Annotated in this window: 14 protein-coding genes; 7 read left to right on the top strand and 7 right to left on the bottom strand. The window is 63.5% G+C overall.

The annotated features are described in order from the left end of the window. Positions 1-345 precede the first annotated feature (345 nt). From V1286_RS32620 to V1286_RS32605, 4 genes are all read left to right on the top strand, one after another. Complete coding sequence (locus V1286_RS32620) at positions 346-3,696, top strand: AAA family ATPase (RefSeq protein ID WP_334486894.1); 3,351 nt, start codon at positions 346-348, stop codon at positions 3,694-3,696. Positions 3,697-3,849: 153 nt separating this feature from the next. Continuing rightward, complete coding sequence (locus tag V1286_RS32615) at positions 3,850-5,058, top strand: ABC transporter substrate-binding protein (protein ID WP_334486891.1); 1,209 nt, start codon at positions 3,850-3,852, stop codon at positions 5,056-5,058. A gap of 185 nt (positions 5,059-5,243) precedes the next feature. After that, complete coding sequence (locus V1286_RS32610; RefSeq protein WP_334486889.1) at positions 5,244-6,038, top strand: enoyl-CoA hydratase; 795 nt, start codon at positions 5,244-5,246, stop codon at positions 6,036-6,038. Position 6,039: 1 nt separating this feature from the next. After that, the gene (locus V1286_RS32605) at positions 6,040-6,804 is read left to right on the top strand and encodes a VOC family protein (protein WP_334486886.1); all 765 of its coding nucleotides are present in this window, start codon (positions 6,040-6,042) and stop codon (positions 6,802-6,804) included. 58 nt (positions 6,805-6,862) lie between these two features. Here the strand turns inward: V1286_RS32605 and V1286_RS32600 are convergent, their stop codons facing one another. From V1286_RS32600 to V1286_RS32590, 3 genes are read right to left on the bottom strand one after another with little or no spacing between them, the layout of a single operon-like run. Further along, a complete protein-coding gene (locus V1286_RS32600) occupies positions 6,863-7,663 on the bottom strand; it encodes an enoyl-CoA hydratase/isomerase family protein (RefSeq protein WP_334486884.1) in 801 nt (266 codons plus the stop codon). 42 nt (positions 7,664-7,705) lie between these two features. Beyond that, positions 7,706-8,866 carry an acyl-CoA dehydrogenase family protein gene (locus V1286_RS32595; protein ID WP_108512442.1) on the bottom strand — a complete coding sequence of 387 codons (1,161 nt, stop codon included), beginning with the start codon at positions 8,864-8,866 and terminating at the stop codon, positions 7,706-7,708. Positions 8,867-8,909: 43 nt separating this feature from the next. Further along, entirely contained in the window at positions 8,910-9,977 is a 1,068-nt protein-coding gene (locus tag V1286_RS32590) for an acyl-CoA dehydrogenase family protein (protein ID WP_334486879.1), read from the bottom strand. Between the two features lie 289 nt (positions 9,978-10,266). On the opposite strand from V1286_RS32590, the gene V1286_RS32585 reads away from it, so the two are divergent. After that, on the top strand, positions 10,267-11,049 hold the full coding sequence (locus tag V1286_RS32585; protein ID WP_108512440.1) for an SDR family NAD(P)-dependent oxidoreductase: 783 nt from the start codon (positions 10,267-10,269) through the stop codon (positions 11,047-11,049). A gap of 146 nt (positions 11,050-11,195) precedes the next feature. Here the strand turns inward: V1286_RS32585 and V1286_RS32580 are convergent, their stop codons facing one another. Both V1286_RS32580 and V1286_RS32575 read right to left on the bottom strand, forming a co-directional pair. Then, complete coding sequence (locus V1286_RS32580; RefSeq protein ID WP_108512439.1) at positions 11,196-11,474, bottom strand: GlsB/YeaQ/YmgE family stress response membrane protein; 279 nt, start codon at positions 11,472-11,474, stop codon at positions 11,196-11,198. Between the two features lie 67 nt (positions 11,475-11,541). Continuing rightward, positions 11,542-12,120, bottom strand: a complete 579-nt coding sequence (locus V1286_RS32575) for a YidB family protein (protein ID WP_334486873.1) — start codon at positions 12,118-12,120, stop codon at positions 11,542-11,544. Positions 12,121-12,260: 140 nt separating this feature from the next. Between V1286_RS32575 and V1286_RS32570 the strand changes: the two genes are divergently transcribed. After that, positions 12,261-13,268 carry a 2-dehydropantoate 2-reductase gene (locus V1286_RS32570; RefSeq protein WP_334486870.1) on the top strand — a complete coding sequence of 336 codons (1,008 nt, stop codon included), beginning with the start codon at positions 12,261-12,263 and terminating at the stop codon, positions 13,266-13,268. A 73-nt stretch (positions 13,269-13,341) separates the two neighbouring features. Then, positions 13,342-13,551 carry a hypothetical protein gene (locus V1286_RS32565; RefSeq protein WP_334486868.1) on the top strand — a complete coding sequence of 70 codons (210 nt, stop codon included), beginning with the start codon at positions 13,342-13,344 and terminating at the stop codon, positions 13,549-13,551. 130 nt (positions 13,552-13,681) lie between these two features. Here the strand turns inward: V1286_RS32565 and V1286_RS32560 are convergent, their stop codons facing one another. Together V1286_RS32560 and V1286_RS32555 are read right to left on the bottom strand one after the other, a co-directional pair. After that, on the bottom strand, positions 13,682-14,326 hold the full coding sequence (locus V1286_RS32560) for a hypothetical protein (RefSeq protein ID WP_334486866.1): 645 nt from the start codon (positions 14,324-14,326) through the stop codon (positions 13,682-13,684). A 284-nt stretch (positions 14,327-14,610) separates the two neighbouring features. After that, entirely contained in the window at positions 14,611-15,567 is a 957-nt protein-coding gene (locus V1286_RS32555; protein ID WP_334486863.1) for a helix-turn-helix domain-containing protein, read from the bottom strand. Between the last annotated feature and the right edge of the window lie 308 nt (positions 15,568-15,875).

Below are 15,875 nucleotides of genomic sequence, written 5' to 3'. Positions count from 1 at the left end.
GGCGAGCACGGCGCTACGCTCGTCATTCAAGGACGCCCAGCTCCTTGACGAAAGCTAGGAGGTCCTACGAACTGCCGCGTGAATGTATTGGCATACTCCGTCCTGCGCGCTGGTTGTACAATGCTGCTTGCTGCAAATCGCGCGCGCACCAAAATCCAGTTGTCGGCATCATGTCATGCGCTGCTTGGTAGTGAGCACTGTAGCCGAGCACCGCTTCGCAGGAAATAAAGGACTAGCCGCCGCCGAATTGCTGCATCAAGGCGTGCCATCGCCAGGACATTGGGATAGGTTTTTCTTCGCCGTGGCCCATTCGGCCTGCTGTCAACCACACATCCGGTGGATCCCATGCAGCAGATTTCAGACTGGCTCGAGAATCTCGGCATGGGGCAATACGCGCTGCGTTTTGCCGAGAACGGGATTGATCTTGGTGTCCTTCCCGAACTGACGGACCAGGACCTCGACAGGCTCGGTGTCCTGCTCGGCCATCGACGCAAGATGTTGCGCGCGATCGCCGAACTCAGTCAGACAGAATTGGTCGCCGCGCAGGTTCATCGGCACGATGCCGAGCGACGCCACCTCACCGTCATGTTCTGTGATCTTGTGGGCTCGACCGCGCTCTCGGCTCGCCTTGATCCCGAGGACATGTGGGAGGTGATCGGCGCCTATCGGGCCGCCTGCGCGGGGGCGATTGCAACTTACGACGGCATTATCGCCAGGTTTGTGGGCGACGGCATACTTGCTTATTTTGGCTATCCCCGCGCGCACGAGGATGACGCGGAGCGCGCAGTGCGAGCGGGGCTCGACATCATCGCCGCAGTAGGACCGCTCGAAACGCGCGCGGAACGGGTCGAGGTGCGGATAGCGATTGCGACCGGGCTGGTGGTGGTAGGCGACCTCATCAGCGGCGGCGCGTCAGAGCAGCAGGCAATGGTCGGCGATGCACCGAACATCGCCGCCCGGCTGCAGGGCCTGGCAGAGCCGGGAGCGGTCGTCGTTGCGGCTTCGACGCGCGCATTGCTTGGCGATCTCTTCACGTTTCGAAATCTCGGCCGCCGCGAGGTCAAGGGCATCTCCGATCCCATCGCGGTCTGGGCGGTCGAAGGTGGAGCTGCATCGGAGAGCCGCTTCGAGGCGGTGCGTACGGCGCGGTCCATCGGCTTTGTCGGCCGCAAGGCAGAGATCGGATTCGTGCTCTCGCGCCAGCAACGGGCATGGCAGGGCGAAGGTCAGGTGGTGCTGATTTCCGGTGAGGCCGGGATCGGCAAGTCGCGCCTGGTGGCAGCGCTATCCGAGAGCCCTGCGTTGGGGTCGCCGCGCCGGCTGCGGTATCAGTGCTCGCCCTATCACGCCAACAGTGCGCTTCATCCCTTTATCGCCCAGCTTGAGCGCGCCGCCGGCATCGAGCTACAGGATAGCCCTGAGCGGAAACTCGACAAGCTCGAGGCAATGCTTGCGCTTGGAACGCAACAGGTGGCCAACACGGCGCCGCTCATTGCCGCGCTGCTGTCGATCCCGACCGGCGATCGGTATCCGCCGCTAGGCTTGAATCCCGTGCAGCAGCGGCGACAGACTTTCGCTGCCCTTCTCGACCAGTTTGAAGGCCTGGCACGGCAACAGCCGCTGCTGTTTGTCTGCGAGGACATGCACTGGGCGGATGCCACGACGCTCGAGCTGTTCGACCTCGCGGTCGATCGGATGAGGCGACTGCCGGTACTCGCGCTCGCGACATTCCGGCCCGAGTTCGAGCCGCCCTGGGTGGGTCTCGCCAATGTCAGCCTGCTGCGGCTCGATCGGCTTGACCGGCAGGACACGCGCGCTCTGATCGAGCAGGTGACCGTCGGCCGGAAGCTGCCGGGCGAGATGATGACCCAGATCATCGACAAGACGGACGGCATCCCGCTGTTCGTGGAAGAACTGACCAAGATGGTGCTGGAGTCGGGATTGCTCGTGGAACATGCCGGGCGCTACCGCCTCGATAGTCCGCTGCCGCCGCTCGCCATTCCCGCGACCCTGCAGGACTCGCTGATGGCGCGGCTTGACCGGCTGGCGCCGGTCAAGGAGGTGGCGCAGATCGGCGCCGCCATTGGCCGCGACTTCTCATATACGTTGCTGCGATCCGTGGCGGGGCGCGATGACCAGACGCTGAGCGCTGCGCTGGCGCAACTCGAGGAAGCCGAACTGCTGTTACGGCGCGGGACGCCGCCGGAAGCGACTTATAGCTTCAAGCATGCACTCGTTCAGGAAACGGCTTACGAGAGCCTGCTCAAGAGCCGGCGGCAACTGCTGCATCAACACATCGGCGACGTTCTGCGCGACAGGTTTCCAATCATCGCCGAGACCGAGCCGGAAGTCCTGGCGTATCACTTCACTGAAGCGGGGTTGAGCGGTGTAGCCCTCGAATGGTGGCGCAAGGCCGGGCAGCAGGCATTGAAACGCTCAGCCTATACCGAGGCCATCGCACATCTCGGCAAGGCGGTCGCCATCGCCGATGCGCTGCCCGATGAGCCGGGCCGGACCATGAACCGGCTGCAGCTTCAAATCGCCTATGGCCGCGCCCTGCGGGGCAGCCTTGGTCACAGCGCCCCCGAAACGGTGGCCGCATGGAAGCGCGCCCGACAGTTCGCCGCCGACATCGACGACCCGGTCGAACTGGCGCCGATCCATTCGGGCCTGTTCAATGCCTGCCTGACCCATGGCGAGATCGCGCCGATGCGGGAGTTGACGGAGGCCATCATGGGCGTCGCCAGGCAGCGGCCGGAGTCGCCGGTGGCTGCAGTCGTCGCACATTGTACGACCGGCGTAACCTCCTGGTTCGGGGGCGATTACCTGAACGCGCAACTGCATCTTGAGCGAGCGCTCGCGACCTATGAGGCCGAACGCAACCCGGCGACCTTCAGGGCGTCGGCACTGGACCTGCCTTTCGTCATCATGAGGTTTCTTGCGCTGGTGCTTTGGCCGCTCGGGAAAATTGATCGATCGCGCCGGCTCGCCGCCGAAGCGGTGCGCGCCACCGGAGACAAGCCAGCGCTTTCTCAAGCCAATGCACTCGTTCACAAGGCGGTCTTCGACGGACTATGCGGGGGCATGTTGCAGGAAACGGAGACGATCCTCGCGCTTGGCCTCGCGCGTGAGCATACGATGCCGCTGTATGTGGCTGCTGGCAGCTACCTGAACGGCCTGGCACAGTGGCGCGCCGGCGACCGGACGGGTGGACTGGCGGAAATGCGCCGGGGCTGGACACTGCTTCACGAGAATGACTGCTACCTCTGTGAACCGTTCTGGGGAATGCAGGTTGCCTTGGCGAATGCGGAGGCGGGGCAAACGGAGACCGGGCTGGAAATCCTGCGGGAGTTGATCGCCTCGACAGAACAATCCGGCCAGCATTGGCTCGATGCCGAACTCCATCGCAGCCAGGGGGAGCTGTTGTTGCGTCTCGATCCGCCTGATGTTTCGATGGCCGAAGACACGTTCCGTCGCGCCCTGGAAATCGCCCGAATCCAGCAGACGAAGACTTTCGAACTGCGCAGCGCGATCGGACTTGCGCACCTCTATTGTGCAGATGGACGAGCCGAGGCAATACAAGAGGTGCTCGCACCAGCTCTTGTTGATTTCGACACGCAGCGAGATCTGCCCGAAATCGAAGAAGCGGAAAGCTTGCTCAGGCGTGGACAAGTGGCCCGGCCCGGCAACTGGTGAGCGTTGCTGTCGAGCCAGTACGTAGTCGCTCGGCTAGTCATTCCGTTTAGCGGAAAACGTCAGCGCCTTGCTGCTGATGATACCATGCGGCATGATCGCGGCGAGCAAATTTCAAAGCCGCAGGCAATGTGGCGTGTGAGCAGGGAGGCCTTCGTGAAAAGAGCAACAACAGGCATTGTCGCCGCGGTACTGGCGCTGTCGGCGACGGTGGCATTGGCGCAAGGCAAGCCGCCGCTCAAGCTCGGCGGCATCCTCGACATGTCCGGGCTCTACGCCGATATCACCGGCCCCGGCAGCGAGACCGCCGCGAAGATGGCGGTGGAAGACTTTGGCGGCGAGGTGCTGGGACGCAAGGTCGAGGTCGTCGCGGCGGATCATCTAAACAAGGCTGACCTTGCCGCCAGCATCGCGCGCGACATGCTCGACAACCAGGGTGTCGAGATGCTGTACGACGTGGCGGCGTCTGCGACTGCCTTGGCCGCCGGCGAGATTGCGAAAGCGCGCAACAAGATCGTGATGTATAGCGGCCCCGCCTCGATCCGGCTGAGCAACGAGGCCTGCGGTCCCTACACCGTGCATTATTCCTACGACACGTTTGGACAGGCCAACGTCACCGGGCTCGCCACCGTCAAGTCAGGCTTTGAGACCTGGTTCTTCCTCACCGCCGACTATGCGTTCGGCCAGGACCTGGAAAAGGACACCACCAATGTGGTGGTGAAGGCCGGCGGCAAGGTGCTCGGCGGCGTCAAGCATCCGCTCAACACGTCGGACTTCTCCTCGTTCCTGCTGCAGGCGCAGAGTTCGAAGGCGAAGGTCGTGGGGTTAGCGAATGCCGGCGGCGACACGATCAACGCGATCAAGCAGGCGGCGGAATTCGGGCTGACCAAGAGCGGCGGCCAGAAACTCTCGCCGCTGCTCGCCTTCGTGACCGACATCGACAGCGTGGGCTTGGAGACGGCGCAGGGCCTGTTGCTGGCGGAGGCGTTCTACTGGGATCTCAATGACGACACCCGGGCGTTCTCAAAGCGCTTCGTGGAGCGCGTCAAGCGGCCGCCGACCGCGGCGCAGGCCAGCGTCTACTCTTCCGTCGGCCATTACCTGAAAGCCGTGAAGGCCGCCGGCACCACGGACGCGGCCGCGGTCATGAAGGTGATGAAGGAGACGCCGGTCAACGACATGTTCGCCAGGAACGGCCGGATTCGCGAGGATGGCCGCATGGTGCACGACATGTATCTATTCGAGGTCAAGAAGCCGTCTGAATCGAAGGCGCGCTGGGACTATTACAAGCTGCTGGCCACGATCCCCGGCAGCGAGGCGTTTCAGCCGCTGGAAGCCTCGCGCTGTCCGCTGGTGAAGAAGTAAAATTAGAGGCGCTGCTGTCTCCTCGTCATTGCGAGCGAAGCGAAGCAATCCATCGCGCGGCATCAAGAAAGATGGATTGCTTCGTCGCTTCGCTCCCTTGCGCAAACGCTTCGCGTTTGTCGCAGGCAATGACGGGGTGAGGCCGGAATCCAATCCCAACCAACCACCAAGAAAGTACCGAACACATGAGCGCAAACGAAATGGTCCTCCAGAAGCTCGAACAGGGCTTGCTCACCATCACCATGAACCGTCCCGACCGGCGCAACGCGCTCAATCCGGAGATGACGCGCGGGCTGGTGGAGGCGGCGCGGCGCGCGGCGGAGGATCACGAGGTGCGCGCGGTGCTGATCAAGGGCGCGGGCGGCACGTTCTGCGTCGGCGGCGACGTCAAGTCGATGGCGGAGGGCAGGGCGTCGCTCGGCTTCGAGGCCAAGATGGCCAATCTGCGCCGCGGCATGGAAGTGTCGCGCATCCTGCACCAGATGCCGAAGCCCGTGGTGGCGCAGCTCGATGGTGCTGCCGCCGGCGCCGGCCTCTCGATCGCGCTGTCCTGCGACCTGCGCGTCGCCAGCGGGTCCTGCAAGATCACGACCGCGTTTGCCAAGGTCGGCCTGTCAGGCGACTACGGCGGCACCTATTTCCTGACCCAGATGCTGGGCAGTGCGAAAGCGCGCGAATTGTATCTGACCTCGCCGGTGCTGAGCGCGACGGAGGCCTATAATCTCGGCATGGTGACGAAAGTGGTGCCGGATGCCGATATCGACGCCGAGGCGCATGATCTCGCGATGTCGCTGGCGCAGGGGCCGTCGGTGACGCTGGGCTACATCAAGCGCAACATCAACAACGCCGAGACGATGTCGCTGGAAGCCTGCTTCGACGCCGAAGCGATCCACCACTCGCGTTCCGGCGACACCGCCGATCACAAGGAAGCGGCGAAAGCCTTTGTCGAGAAGCGCAAGCCGGTATTTCAGGGACATTGAGATGGCTGAATATCTGAGGCTCCGGCAGATCTGCCTGGTGGCGCCGCATCTGGCGCCGGTGATCCCGGATATTTCCGCGATCATGGGCCTCAACGTTTGTTACCGTGACGGTAACGTCGCCAAATACGGGCTGGAGAATGCGCTGCTGCCGGTCGACACCATTTTGCTGGAAGTCGTGGCGCCGACCCAGCCGGGCACCGCGGCAGGGCGTTTTCTCGACAAGACCGGCGGCCGCGGCGGCTACATGGCGATCTTCTGCTGCGACGATCCCGATGCGCGCGGCAGGCACGCCAATGGCATCGGCGTGCGCACCGCCAACGTAATCACGCACGCGCCCTATCACGGCGTGCAACTGCACCCGCGCGATTGCCGTGCGGCGTTCATCGAGTTCAACCACACCGATGGCAGCGACGATGTGCTGGGGCCGTACCCGCCGGCGGGGCCGGATTGGCAGAAGTCGATTCGGAAGGATGTGACGCTGGCGCTGACGGAAGTCGAGATGCAGAGCCCGGATCCGCAAGGGCTGGCGGAGCATTGGGGGAAGATTTTGGGTGTTGCCGTCAGCAAGAATGCAAACGGTGAGCCCGAACTGAAACTGCCCAATGCCGGCTTCCGTTTCGTCAAGGGCGCAAGCGATTTGATGAGCGGGTTGACGTTCAGGGTTGCCGACGTCGCCAAGGTGCGCGACGCGGCGAAGGCCAAGGGCTGCAAGGTGTCAGGCGATACGTTCGATCTTTGCGGGGTGACGTTCGGCCTGCTGGCGTGAGGGCCGCACTTCCCTTCTCCCACAAGGGGAGAAGGGAAGAGGCGCAAGCGGCGCGGTCTTACCGCCCCTTGAAATTCGCCACCCGGCGTTCGGCAGTGGCCTTGACGCCTTCCTTGAAGTCCTCCGTCGCGCGGAGCTTGGTCTGCTCGACCAACTCGTGGTTGGTGGCGGCCAATACGCGGTCGGCGAGGCCGGCGCGCATGGTGGCGCGGGTTGAGATCAGGCCGAGCGGCGAGCATTCGGCGATTTCGGCGGCGAGCTTCATCGCCTCAGCCCGCACCTGATCCTGCGGCACGCAGAGATTGGCGAGGCCCATCCGGGTAGCTTCCTCGCCGGTGACGCGGCGGCTGGTGTAGAAGATCAGTTCTGCGTTGTTCTTGCCGACCAGTTCGGGAAGCGTCGCGGTCAGGCCGAAGCCGGGATGAAAGCCGAGTTTTGTGAAATTGGCGGCGAAGCGCGCTTCAGGACAGGTGACGCGGAAATCCGCTGAGACCGCCAGTCCAAGCCCGCCGCCGATGGCGGCGCCATGGATGGCGGCGACGACGGGCTTCTTGTTGCGGAAGATGCGCACGGCCTGCACATAGAGATGGTTGATCGGCAGGTTCGCCGCCGGATCCTTTTGCGCGCTGGCTTCCTGCTCCTGCCGCCTCGGATCGGAAAAATCGGCGCCGGCGCAGAACGCCTTGCCTTGCGCGGCCAGCACCGAGGCGCGGATTTCGATGTCCTTGTCGAACTCTTCCAGCGCATCCGCGATCTGGTTGATCAGGGAGACGTCGAAGAAGTTCAAGGGCGGCTTGCGGATTTCGATCAGGCCGACATGGCCGTGCTTCTCGACGCCGATATCAATGTATTTGGTCATAAAGGTTTCCTTCTTGAATTAGCGCAAACCAAGCCAGCGCACTCAGCGCAGACCAAGCCCGCGCGCGATGATGCCGCGCAGCACTTCGGTGGTGCCGCCCTGGATCGTCAGTTTGGGCGCGGTCTTGATGGCGAAGTCGAGCTGCTTTTCCAGCGTCTCGCGGTTGGTAGCGGTCTCCTCGACAAAGGCGGCGAGATCGCGCACGCGGTGCGGCAATTGCTGCTCCCACACCGTGCCGATGTCTTTCACGATGGAAGCCTCGACCACCGGCTCCTTGCCGGCCTGCAGCATGCCGGCGACCGAGACCGACATCCGCCGCATGGTGTGCACCTGCGCCACCAGCCGCCCGATGCCTTCGGCGCTGCGGGTATCCGGGTTGGTGCCGACGGCGCGGACCAGTTCGGTCAGCACGTAATAGGTTTCGAGAAAACGTTCCGGACCCGACCGTTCATAGGCGAGTTCGCTGGTCGCCTGCTTCCAGGCGCCGTCGATTTCACCGAGCACATGATCGTCGGGAACGAAGAAGTCCGTGAAAACCACCTCGTTGAATTCGTACTGCCCGGTGATCTGGCCGATCGGGTTCACCTGGATGCCCGGCTGCTTCATCTTGACCAGAAACTGCGTCAGGCCATGGCGGCGGTTCTCCTTCGTCGGCGGCGACGTCCGGAAGATCGCGATCATGTAGTCGGCGATGTGGGCCGAGGAGGTCCAGATCTTGGTGCCGTTGATCAGATAGCCGCCGTCGGTTTTTGTCGCACGGGTTTTTGCCGCAAACAGATCGGAGCCCGAATTCGGCTCGCTCATGCCGATCGCGAAACATACCTCACCGCGGCAGATGCGCGGCAGGATGTCCATCTTGATGTTTTCGGGCGCGTATTTCAAAAGCACCGGGCCGCTCTGGCGGTCGGCGACGAAGAAGCGTCGCGTCGGCGCGTTCGCCACGCGCATTTCCTCGGTCACGACATAACGCTCGAGGAACGAGCGCTCGTGGCCGCCGTATTTCTTCGGCCAGGTCATGCCGAGCCAGCCGCGGGCGCCGACCTTGCGGGAAAATTCCGGCACGTCGGTGTCCTCGCGGTTCGGCTTGTGCGGATCGAAGGTGCCGGCGGCGATTTCTTCGGCGAGGAAGGCGCGCACTTCCTTGCGCAACTGCTCGCATTCGCTAGGCAGGCGGATCGGATCGAAACGGAGGGCTGCGGTCATTCTGTGTCTCGACTTCTATCTGGTATCTGGCAAATCGGTGGTGTCAGCGCGAGGCCACCAGCGGCCACAATTCATCGGCGCCGCGGTTGCAAACGAGCTTGCCGAGCTCGACCGCCCAATAACTTTCGGAACCGAAATCGTCGCGCCAGGCCAGCGCGCGCAGCGAATAGCGATGCAGGATGTGCTCGTTGGTGAAGCCGATCGCGCCGTGCACCTGATGGGCGATGGCGCCGCCTTTCTCCGCCGCTTCCGCGCAGCGGATCTTTGCCGCCACCGCTTCGAGAAACACTTCGTCGTTGAAGGACGTCGCGTTGGCAATGGCGTCGGCGGCCGAGGTGGCCGCGGCAAGTGCCGCCGCCGACTCGCCGGCGAGCCGCGCCAGATTGTGCTGCACCGCCTGGAATTTCGAGATCTTCTTCTCGAAGGCTATGCGCTCGTTGGAATAGCGCACGGAAATTTCCAGCATCGATTCCAGCGCGCCTGCGATCTGCAGGGACCGCGCGACGCCGCCCATCAGCATCAGCCGGGTCTGATCGAAACCTTTTGGCGCCGGCTTGATTGTGACCGGCTGCACCTTGTCCAGCGTTACGGTGTCCGAATTGTCGCCGCCGAGATTGAGCCCGGTCTCGATCCGGCCCTTGGTGGCATCGACCAGTGCGATGGAGACGCCGCCCTTCGCATCGCTTGCGAGCACCGCAAAATGCTTTGCCGCCTTGGCAAACGGCACGCTGCGCGCCTTGCCGGAAAGGCTGCCATCGGCATTGACGGTCATCCGGTCTTTCGGGCTCGCGGGCACCACCGTCATCTCGCCATCGGGCGAGGTAATTTTGGCCTGCGCCAACAGCCAGCCTGCCAGCATGGTCTCGGCAAGCGGTACCGCGATCGCGAAGCGTCCGGCCGCGCTGAGCACGCTGAAACCTTCGGCAAGCGAGGCGCCCGAGCCGCCGCAATCTTCGTCCACCCACGACAGCGGCAGGCCGGCGTCCGTCAGCGCCTGCCAGAGCGGCGCTTTCCACTCGCCCTTGTTGTCGCGATTGATGGTTTGGGCGTCGGCGAGATCGGCGAAGATTTTCTCCGCGGTCTCGGCAACGATGTTCTCACTCTCCGCCACAGCGTTCCCCGATTTTGAAATTGGCATGCCAATCCCGACGGTTATGCCGGGTCGGCTGCGGTCTTTTCTTGCGCTTTATGATGGGCAAAAGCCATAGCCATGACAAGGCCGTGACAAGCGCTGTCCGCAGGGCGGCCTGCGGCGGTGGCATGAAGGTCATCAGGCAAAGAATAAATTCCGCGCAACGGATTTCCCGAGTTTGCACACCGGTCATCGCGGGATATGGTAGCGGTGAAGCCTGTCCACGGGCGGTTCGAAACCCAGCCAAAAGCAACAAGAGGAAATGCGGATGTCGAAGGATGGTTTGTGCGCGATTGTCACCGGTTCTGCCTCGGGCCTCGGGGCCGCCACCGCCGCCATTCTGGCAAAGGGCGGCGCGCGCATCGTCGTCAACTATTCCAACAGCAAGGCGGAAGCTGAAGCGACCGCCGATCTCTGCCGCAGCGCCGGCGCCGAAGTCGTCGTGGTGCAGGGCGACGTATCGCGCGACGAGGATTGCAGGAAGATTGCGGCAGCGGCTGCGCCGTGGGGCCGTCTCGACGTGCTGGTCAACAATGCCGGCACCACCAAGCATGTGCCGCATCACGATCTCGAGGGGCTTTCGGCCGAGGATTTTCAGCGCATCTACGCCGTGAATACGATCGGGCCGTTCCAGATGATCCGCGCGGCGCGTGCCCAGCTCGAAGCCGGCGCGAAGGCCTCAGGCCTGCCGTCCGCTGTCGTCAACGTGTCGTCGGTCGCCGGCATTTCCGGCGGCGGCTCCTCGGTCGCCTATGCCGCCAGCAAGGGCGCGCTCAACACCATGACGCAGTCGCTGGCGCGCGCGCTGGCGCCTCTGATCCGCGTCAACACGGTGTGCCCCGGCTATATCGATACGCCCTGGTTCACCAAGGGTCGCGGCGAAGCCGGCGCCAAGGCGGTGCGCGACGCCGTGGTGGCGAAGGTGCCGCTGAAGGTCGCCTCAACGGCCGAAGACATCGCGCAACTGGTGTGCTTCCTGGCGTCGCCGGCATCGAGCAACATGACCGGCGAGTTCGTGCGCATGGATGCGGGGATGCATCTGGTGTTGTGAGGGCACGGAATCGTAGCCTCCGATGGAGCCAACGGGTCGCGCGAATGCGCGCCCGATGACAGGCTCCGCGCAAATCCGGGAACGACAGCGGCAGTGAGAGAATGGTGGGCACGGCGCAAGTGCGCCTTTGCCCACCCTACAAGTACTTACCTGTTACCCGGATCCGAGATCATGCCCCTCGCCACCAGCCGGTTCCAGATGAACAGCACCACCAGCGCGCCGATGGTGGCGGTGATGAAGCCGGCGCCCTGATCGGGGCCGTAATGGCCGATGGCTTGGCCGATCCAGGTCGCCAGAAACGCGCCGGCGATGCCGAGCACCGTGGTCAGGATAAAGCCGGTCGGATTGTTCTGGCCCGGCGAAAGGATGCGCGCGATGATGCCGGCGACGAAGCCGACGACGATGATCCAGATGATGCCGCCCATGGCTGTTCCTCTCCGATGCGTCGATGATGAAGCAGAGCGGCGCGGACCGCGCGCCGCTTAAACGGCGTCAGATCCGTTCCGACAGTTCGTTCTCGTTCGGCAGGCGTCCGTCCGGCGTCAAGTGATTGACGACGTCGGGCAAGAACTGGCTGAGGCCCTGCAGCAAATCGTTGCGCGAGAGGCCGCTTTGGGAGGCGAGGGACTCGATCTGGTCAGCGCCGAGCGCGTTGGCGAGGTCGCCGGGTGAGACCTGCTTGTTGGGGCCGTTGCTGACCCACGAGTCGGCCTGATCGCCCAGTCCGTTCTGCTGGAACTGTTTCAGGAGATCGCCGAGGCCGCCGCTCAGGATGGTACCGGCCGCGCCGCCCGCGAGTAGACCGCCCAATCCGCCCTTGAGCATGTCGCTCATACCGCCCGCGCCGCCGCCGGGCATGCCGGCAGTCACATTGCCGGGTGTGGGAGCGGGTGTGGGGCGCGGCGCGGAGCCGGTCTGATTGCCGCTGAAATGCTTGATGCCTTTCCAGGCCAGCAGCGCCAGGATCGCCATGGTGAGGGGCGACATCCCGCCGCCTTCATCCTTTGCGCTGGGGGTGCTCGGGCCGCGTGGGCCATTCTGCATGCCGTTGAGTACGTCGAGTAAACCCATGGTCGTCTCCTCCGCGTAGCCCCGCGTGAAACATAACGGTGGCGTATGACGGTTACAAGGAGCGGGCGGCCGGCGCCTGCGATAGGCACGGTCCGCGCGCTCTGCTATTTGAAACCCGGTGCAACGCGGTGGGTGGCGAAATGGTTTCAGGCCAAACGATCGGTATTGCAGGGGCGGGCAGCATCGGCTGCTTCGTCGGCGGCATGCTGGCGGCCGGTGGCCGCCGCGTTGCGCTGCTGGGGCGTCCGCGCGTGATCGCTGAAATCGAAGCCCACGGCTTGCGGCCGACGAGTTTTGAAGGTTTTGACCAGACTATCATGCGCGATCGGTTCGCATTGTCGGAAAATCCTTCCGTTTTTGAGGACGCCGGCATCGTGCTGGTCACGGTCAAGAGCGCAGATACCGCTGCCATGGCCGACATCATCGCGAGGCACGCACCATCCGATGTCGTCATCGTCAGCCTGCAGAATGGTGTCGGCAACACTGCCGTCCTGCGCAACCGCCTGCCGGGACGGCGCGTGCTCGGCGGCATGGTGGGATTCAACGTGATTGCGCTCGGCAACGGGCGGTTTCATCGCGCCACTTCCGGCGGCATTGTCATCGAGCAGGACGAGACGCTGCCTGCCGGGAAGCTGTCGGTGCCGGGCCTGACGATACGGTCGACCGACAACATCGACGGCGTGCAGTGGGGCAAGCTGTTGCTCAATCTTCTCAATGCGCTTAACGCGCTGGGCGATCTGCCGCTGCGCCGGCAACTCAGCTCGCGGCCATGGCGGCGCTTGTTCGCCGATCAGATGGCGGAAGGTTTGGCTGCGATTCGCGCCGAGGGCATCAAGCCGGTCTCGCCGACGCCGCTTCCAGCTGCATGGATGCCGCCGCTGCTGCGGCTGCCAGACCCGATCTTCGAGGCGATGCTGGGATGGACGATGAAAATCGATCCCGAGGCGCGCTCGTCGATGTGGGAAGATCTGAAGCACGGCCGGCGCACCGAGATCGATTATCTGCAAGGCGTCATCACCGGGATCGCCGAGCGTCGTGGCCTGGAAGCGCCGCTGTCACGCCGGATCGTGGAACTGATCCGGCAGGCCGAGCGCAAGGCCAAGGGCTCGCCCGGCCTGACGCCGGAGCAGATTCGCGCTGCGAATTGATTTGGCAGAGCGCGCTCGACTTGCTTGAAATGGGCCGGTTGCGCGATTTCAGGGCGCGCCGGGGGAGAAACGGATGAAACGAACAGTTCTGGCGCTAATGGCGGTGGCCGCCCTGGCTGTCTGGGGAGCGCCTGCTCCTGCTTATGCCGTGCCGCCGACCGCGACACCGTCACCGGGCTATGACGCGCGGTTGCAGGAACAGCGGGCGGCGCAGCGCAGGCATGTCGAGCCCGCGCTCAAACCTGCCCCAAAGCACCGCGGCAAGAAAGCACCCGCGCATTGATGCCGAAGTCGCCCTACCGGAAGTTCTGGGCGATGATGATCACGGTGACACGAAACTCTCGTGGTGAGCAGACCCGCTGCTCCACGTCGTCCTGCGTTCGCAAGGGCGACAGAAACACGACAGAAGGTATCTAGCTCTTCTTCTGCTTGGCCGCCGCTTGCTGCTGTTGCTGCGGGTTGAACAGCTTCTTAAGCTCGTTGACTTTCTCTGAAAGCCGCGGCCATTCGCAAGAGAATTGGTTCTTGGCGCATTGAGCAGCCCTGATGCGTGCCGCCTGCTTGACCGGACTTGCCACCGGCACCGGCACCTTTTCGGTTTCAGCCGGTGGAGGAGATATCAATTCGGTGCGCAGCGAAACCTGCTGCCACTCCTGCGCCTGCCCCTGCGGCGGCTCCGGCTGTTGCTGCTTGGCCGCCAGCGCCGCGGCGATGTGGTTGCGCCGCTCGCGCTCGAGGTAGGCGGTATATTGCTCGTCGATTTTCTTCTGCTCTTCCGGCGTCGGGTTGGGGCCTGCGATGTCGAAGGTCCGGTCCTGCATGAAGTCGTAATAGGTATAGCCGCCGCCGGGCTTGCGGCGGCCGGCGTACTTCGCGTTGCATTCGGCGAGCCTCGCCGTCTTTTCTTCCTTGGTCTTCGCCTTCTCGGCTACATCGGCGCAGGATTCGAAATCGACAGGCGCGCTGCGCCACCACTGCGCGTCGCAGCGCACCGGGGCCAGCACGACGAGGCTCCCGATGGTGGCAACAACAAACGAAGATGCACGTGAGGCGATCACGGACGGTACTCTCCAGTCGAATTCTCTAGGGAACTTTGATTGAGCCGATTGTCATCATTTTGGCAGCGCTGTCACCCCGAAATTGCGCGATTTTCCCGCTGTCGTTGTGACTCTATCCGGTAGATGTGACCGATGGAACACAGTGCTATGTCATTGAAAATTATCGAAGAAATTCAACGGCAAGGCACGAGGCGCGCACGATACTGCAGCGATTCCAGGCGCACCATCTAAGAGCGAGCGGATAAGTGCGACACATTGTGGCAAGAATCAGTCGGTGGCAAGAATCAGTCGGTTCCTCGCGCGCGGGCCAAGGTGCGCGATGCCGTTTCATGGAACGTTGCGCGATAGAGCCTGGCGAATTCGCCCATGTGATGGAAGCCGTTGGCTCGGGCGCACGACGTCACGGTGATGGCGTCGGACCCTTTCACGAGTTGTGCGCGGGCCGACCAAAGCTGCTTGAGACGCAAATAACGATGCAGGCTCATGCCGCGGACGCTTGCCACCGCCGTGCCCAGGGTTCTGACCGAGACGCCGCATTGTTCGGCGAGGTCGGCGCTGTAGATCGCCGAGGCGGCATGAAACGCGACATAGTCGTCGATCCTGCGAACGAGGCGGCAATAGCTCCTGCTTGCAAGCCGGCCCGCCAATTCCGGCGCTCTGCCGCTGCGGAACATTTCGTCGATAGCGAGCAGCAGGCCCTCCTGCATTGCAAGCGCCGAGCGCGGCTCCTGCAACAGGTCCGGTCTGGCGGAAGCCGCCTGCAAAATACCTGTTGTGACGGATCTGACCGTCGCCAGCGCGTCTGGGTCCGGCGTGAACGGGCACAGCTCGTCCGGCGTATCGAACCATTCGCGATCCCGCAGGCGGGCGCCAAGGGTGACGATCGCGTGCAGCGATCCACGGGGTTCGACGAACTGCAAATCCAGATTGCCGCGCATGCCGATAAAGGCCGGACGATTCACGGACATGCCGTTGACGGAGACCTCGTAGGCGTCCTCGATCTGGAAGATGACGACGCCATGCGGCGCGCGGTAGCTGACATCGACGATGCGGGGAAACGAGGTGAGCACGGCGATCTGGCAGCCCGGCAACTGCACCATCGCGCGCGCGGTATGGAAATTCGCCAGGTTCAGCGGGATGCTGCGCGCATCGGCGACGAATTCGACCGGCCGGAAGGCGTCGATGTCGGAAAATTGCGTGATCGAAAGCGCCGGTGAAGGCGAAAGGTTCTGGAACAGCATTTTGAGGTTACCGGCGCCTGAATCGTCGAATCCGGTCTTTAACCTCGAACGCTCTGGTTAACTTCGTGTTAACAAGTGTGGCCGGTGGAGGTTGCGATTGCGGCCCGGCTGCGTGAGCATGGCCGCGCGTTCGATACCGTAGGCGGGAAAAAACTACCGAGGAATTCGAAGGACTTAGCCGGCGGCGAGGCCGACGGCCGCACCCGCCGGTCCGGGTCCGGGGCGAGGTGTTGCAAATCCATTATAGCTGCTCATGCGGAATGCTATTTGTTGTGCGGCAACGGAGGACTTCATGGTGTTGTGCCATG

It is taken from the genome of Bradyrhizobium algeriense (genome assembly GCF_036924595.1).
Classification (GTDB): Bacteria; Pseudomonadota; Alphaproteobacteria; order Rhizobiales; family Xanthobacteraceae; genus Bradyrhizobium; species Bradyrhizobium algeriense.
The sequence above is the reverse complement of the archived record's forward strand: the minus strand, read 5'-3'. Positions and strand labels throughout refer to the sequence as shown.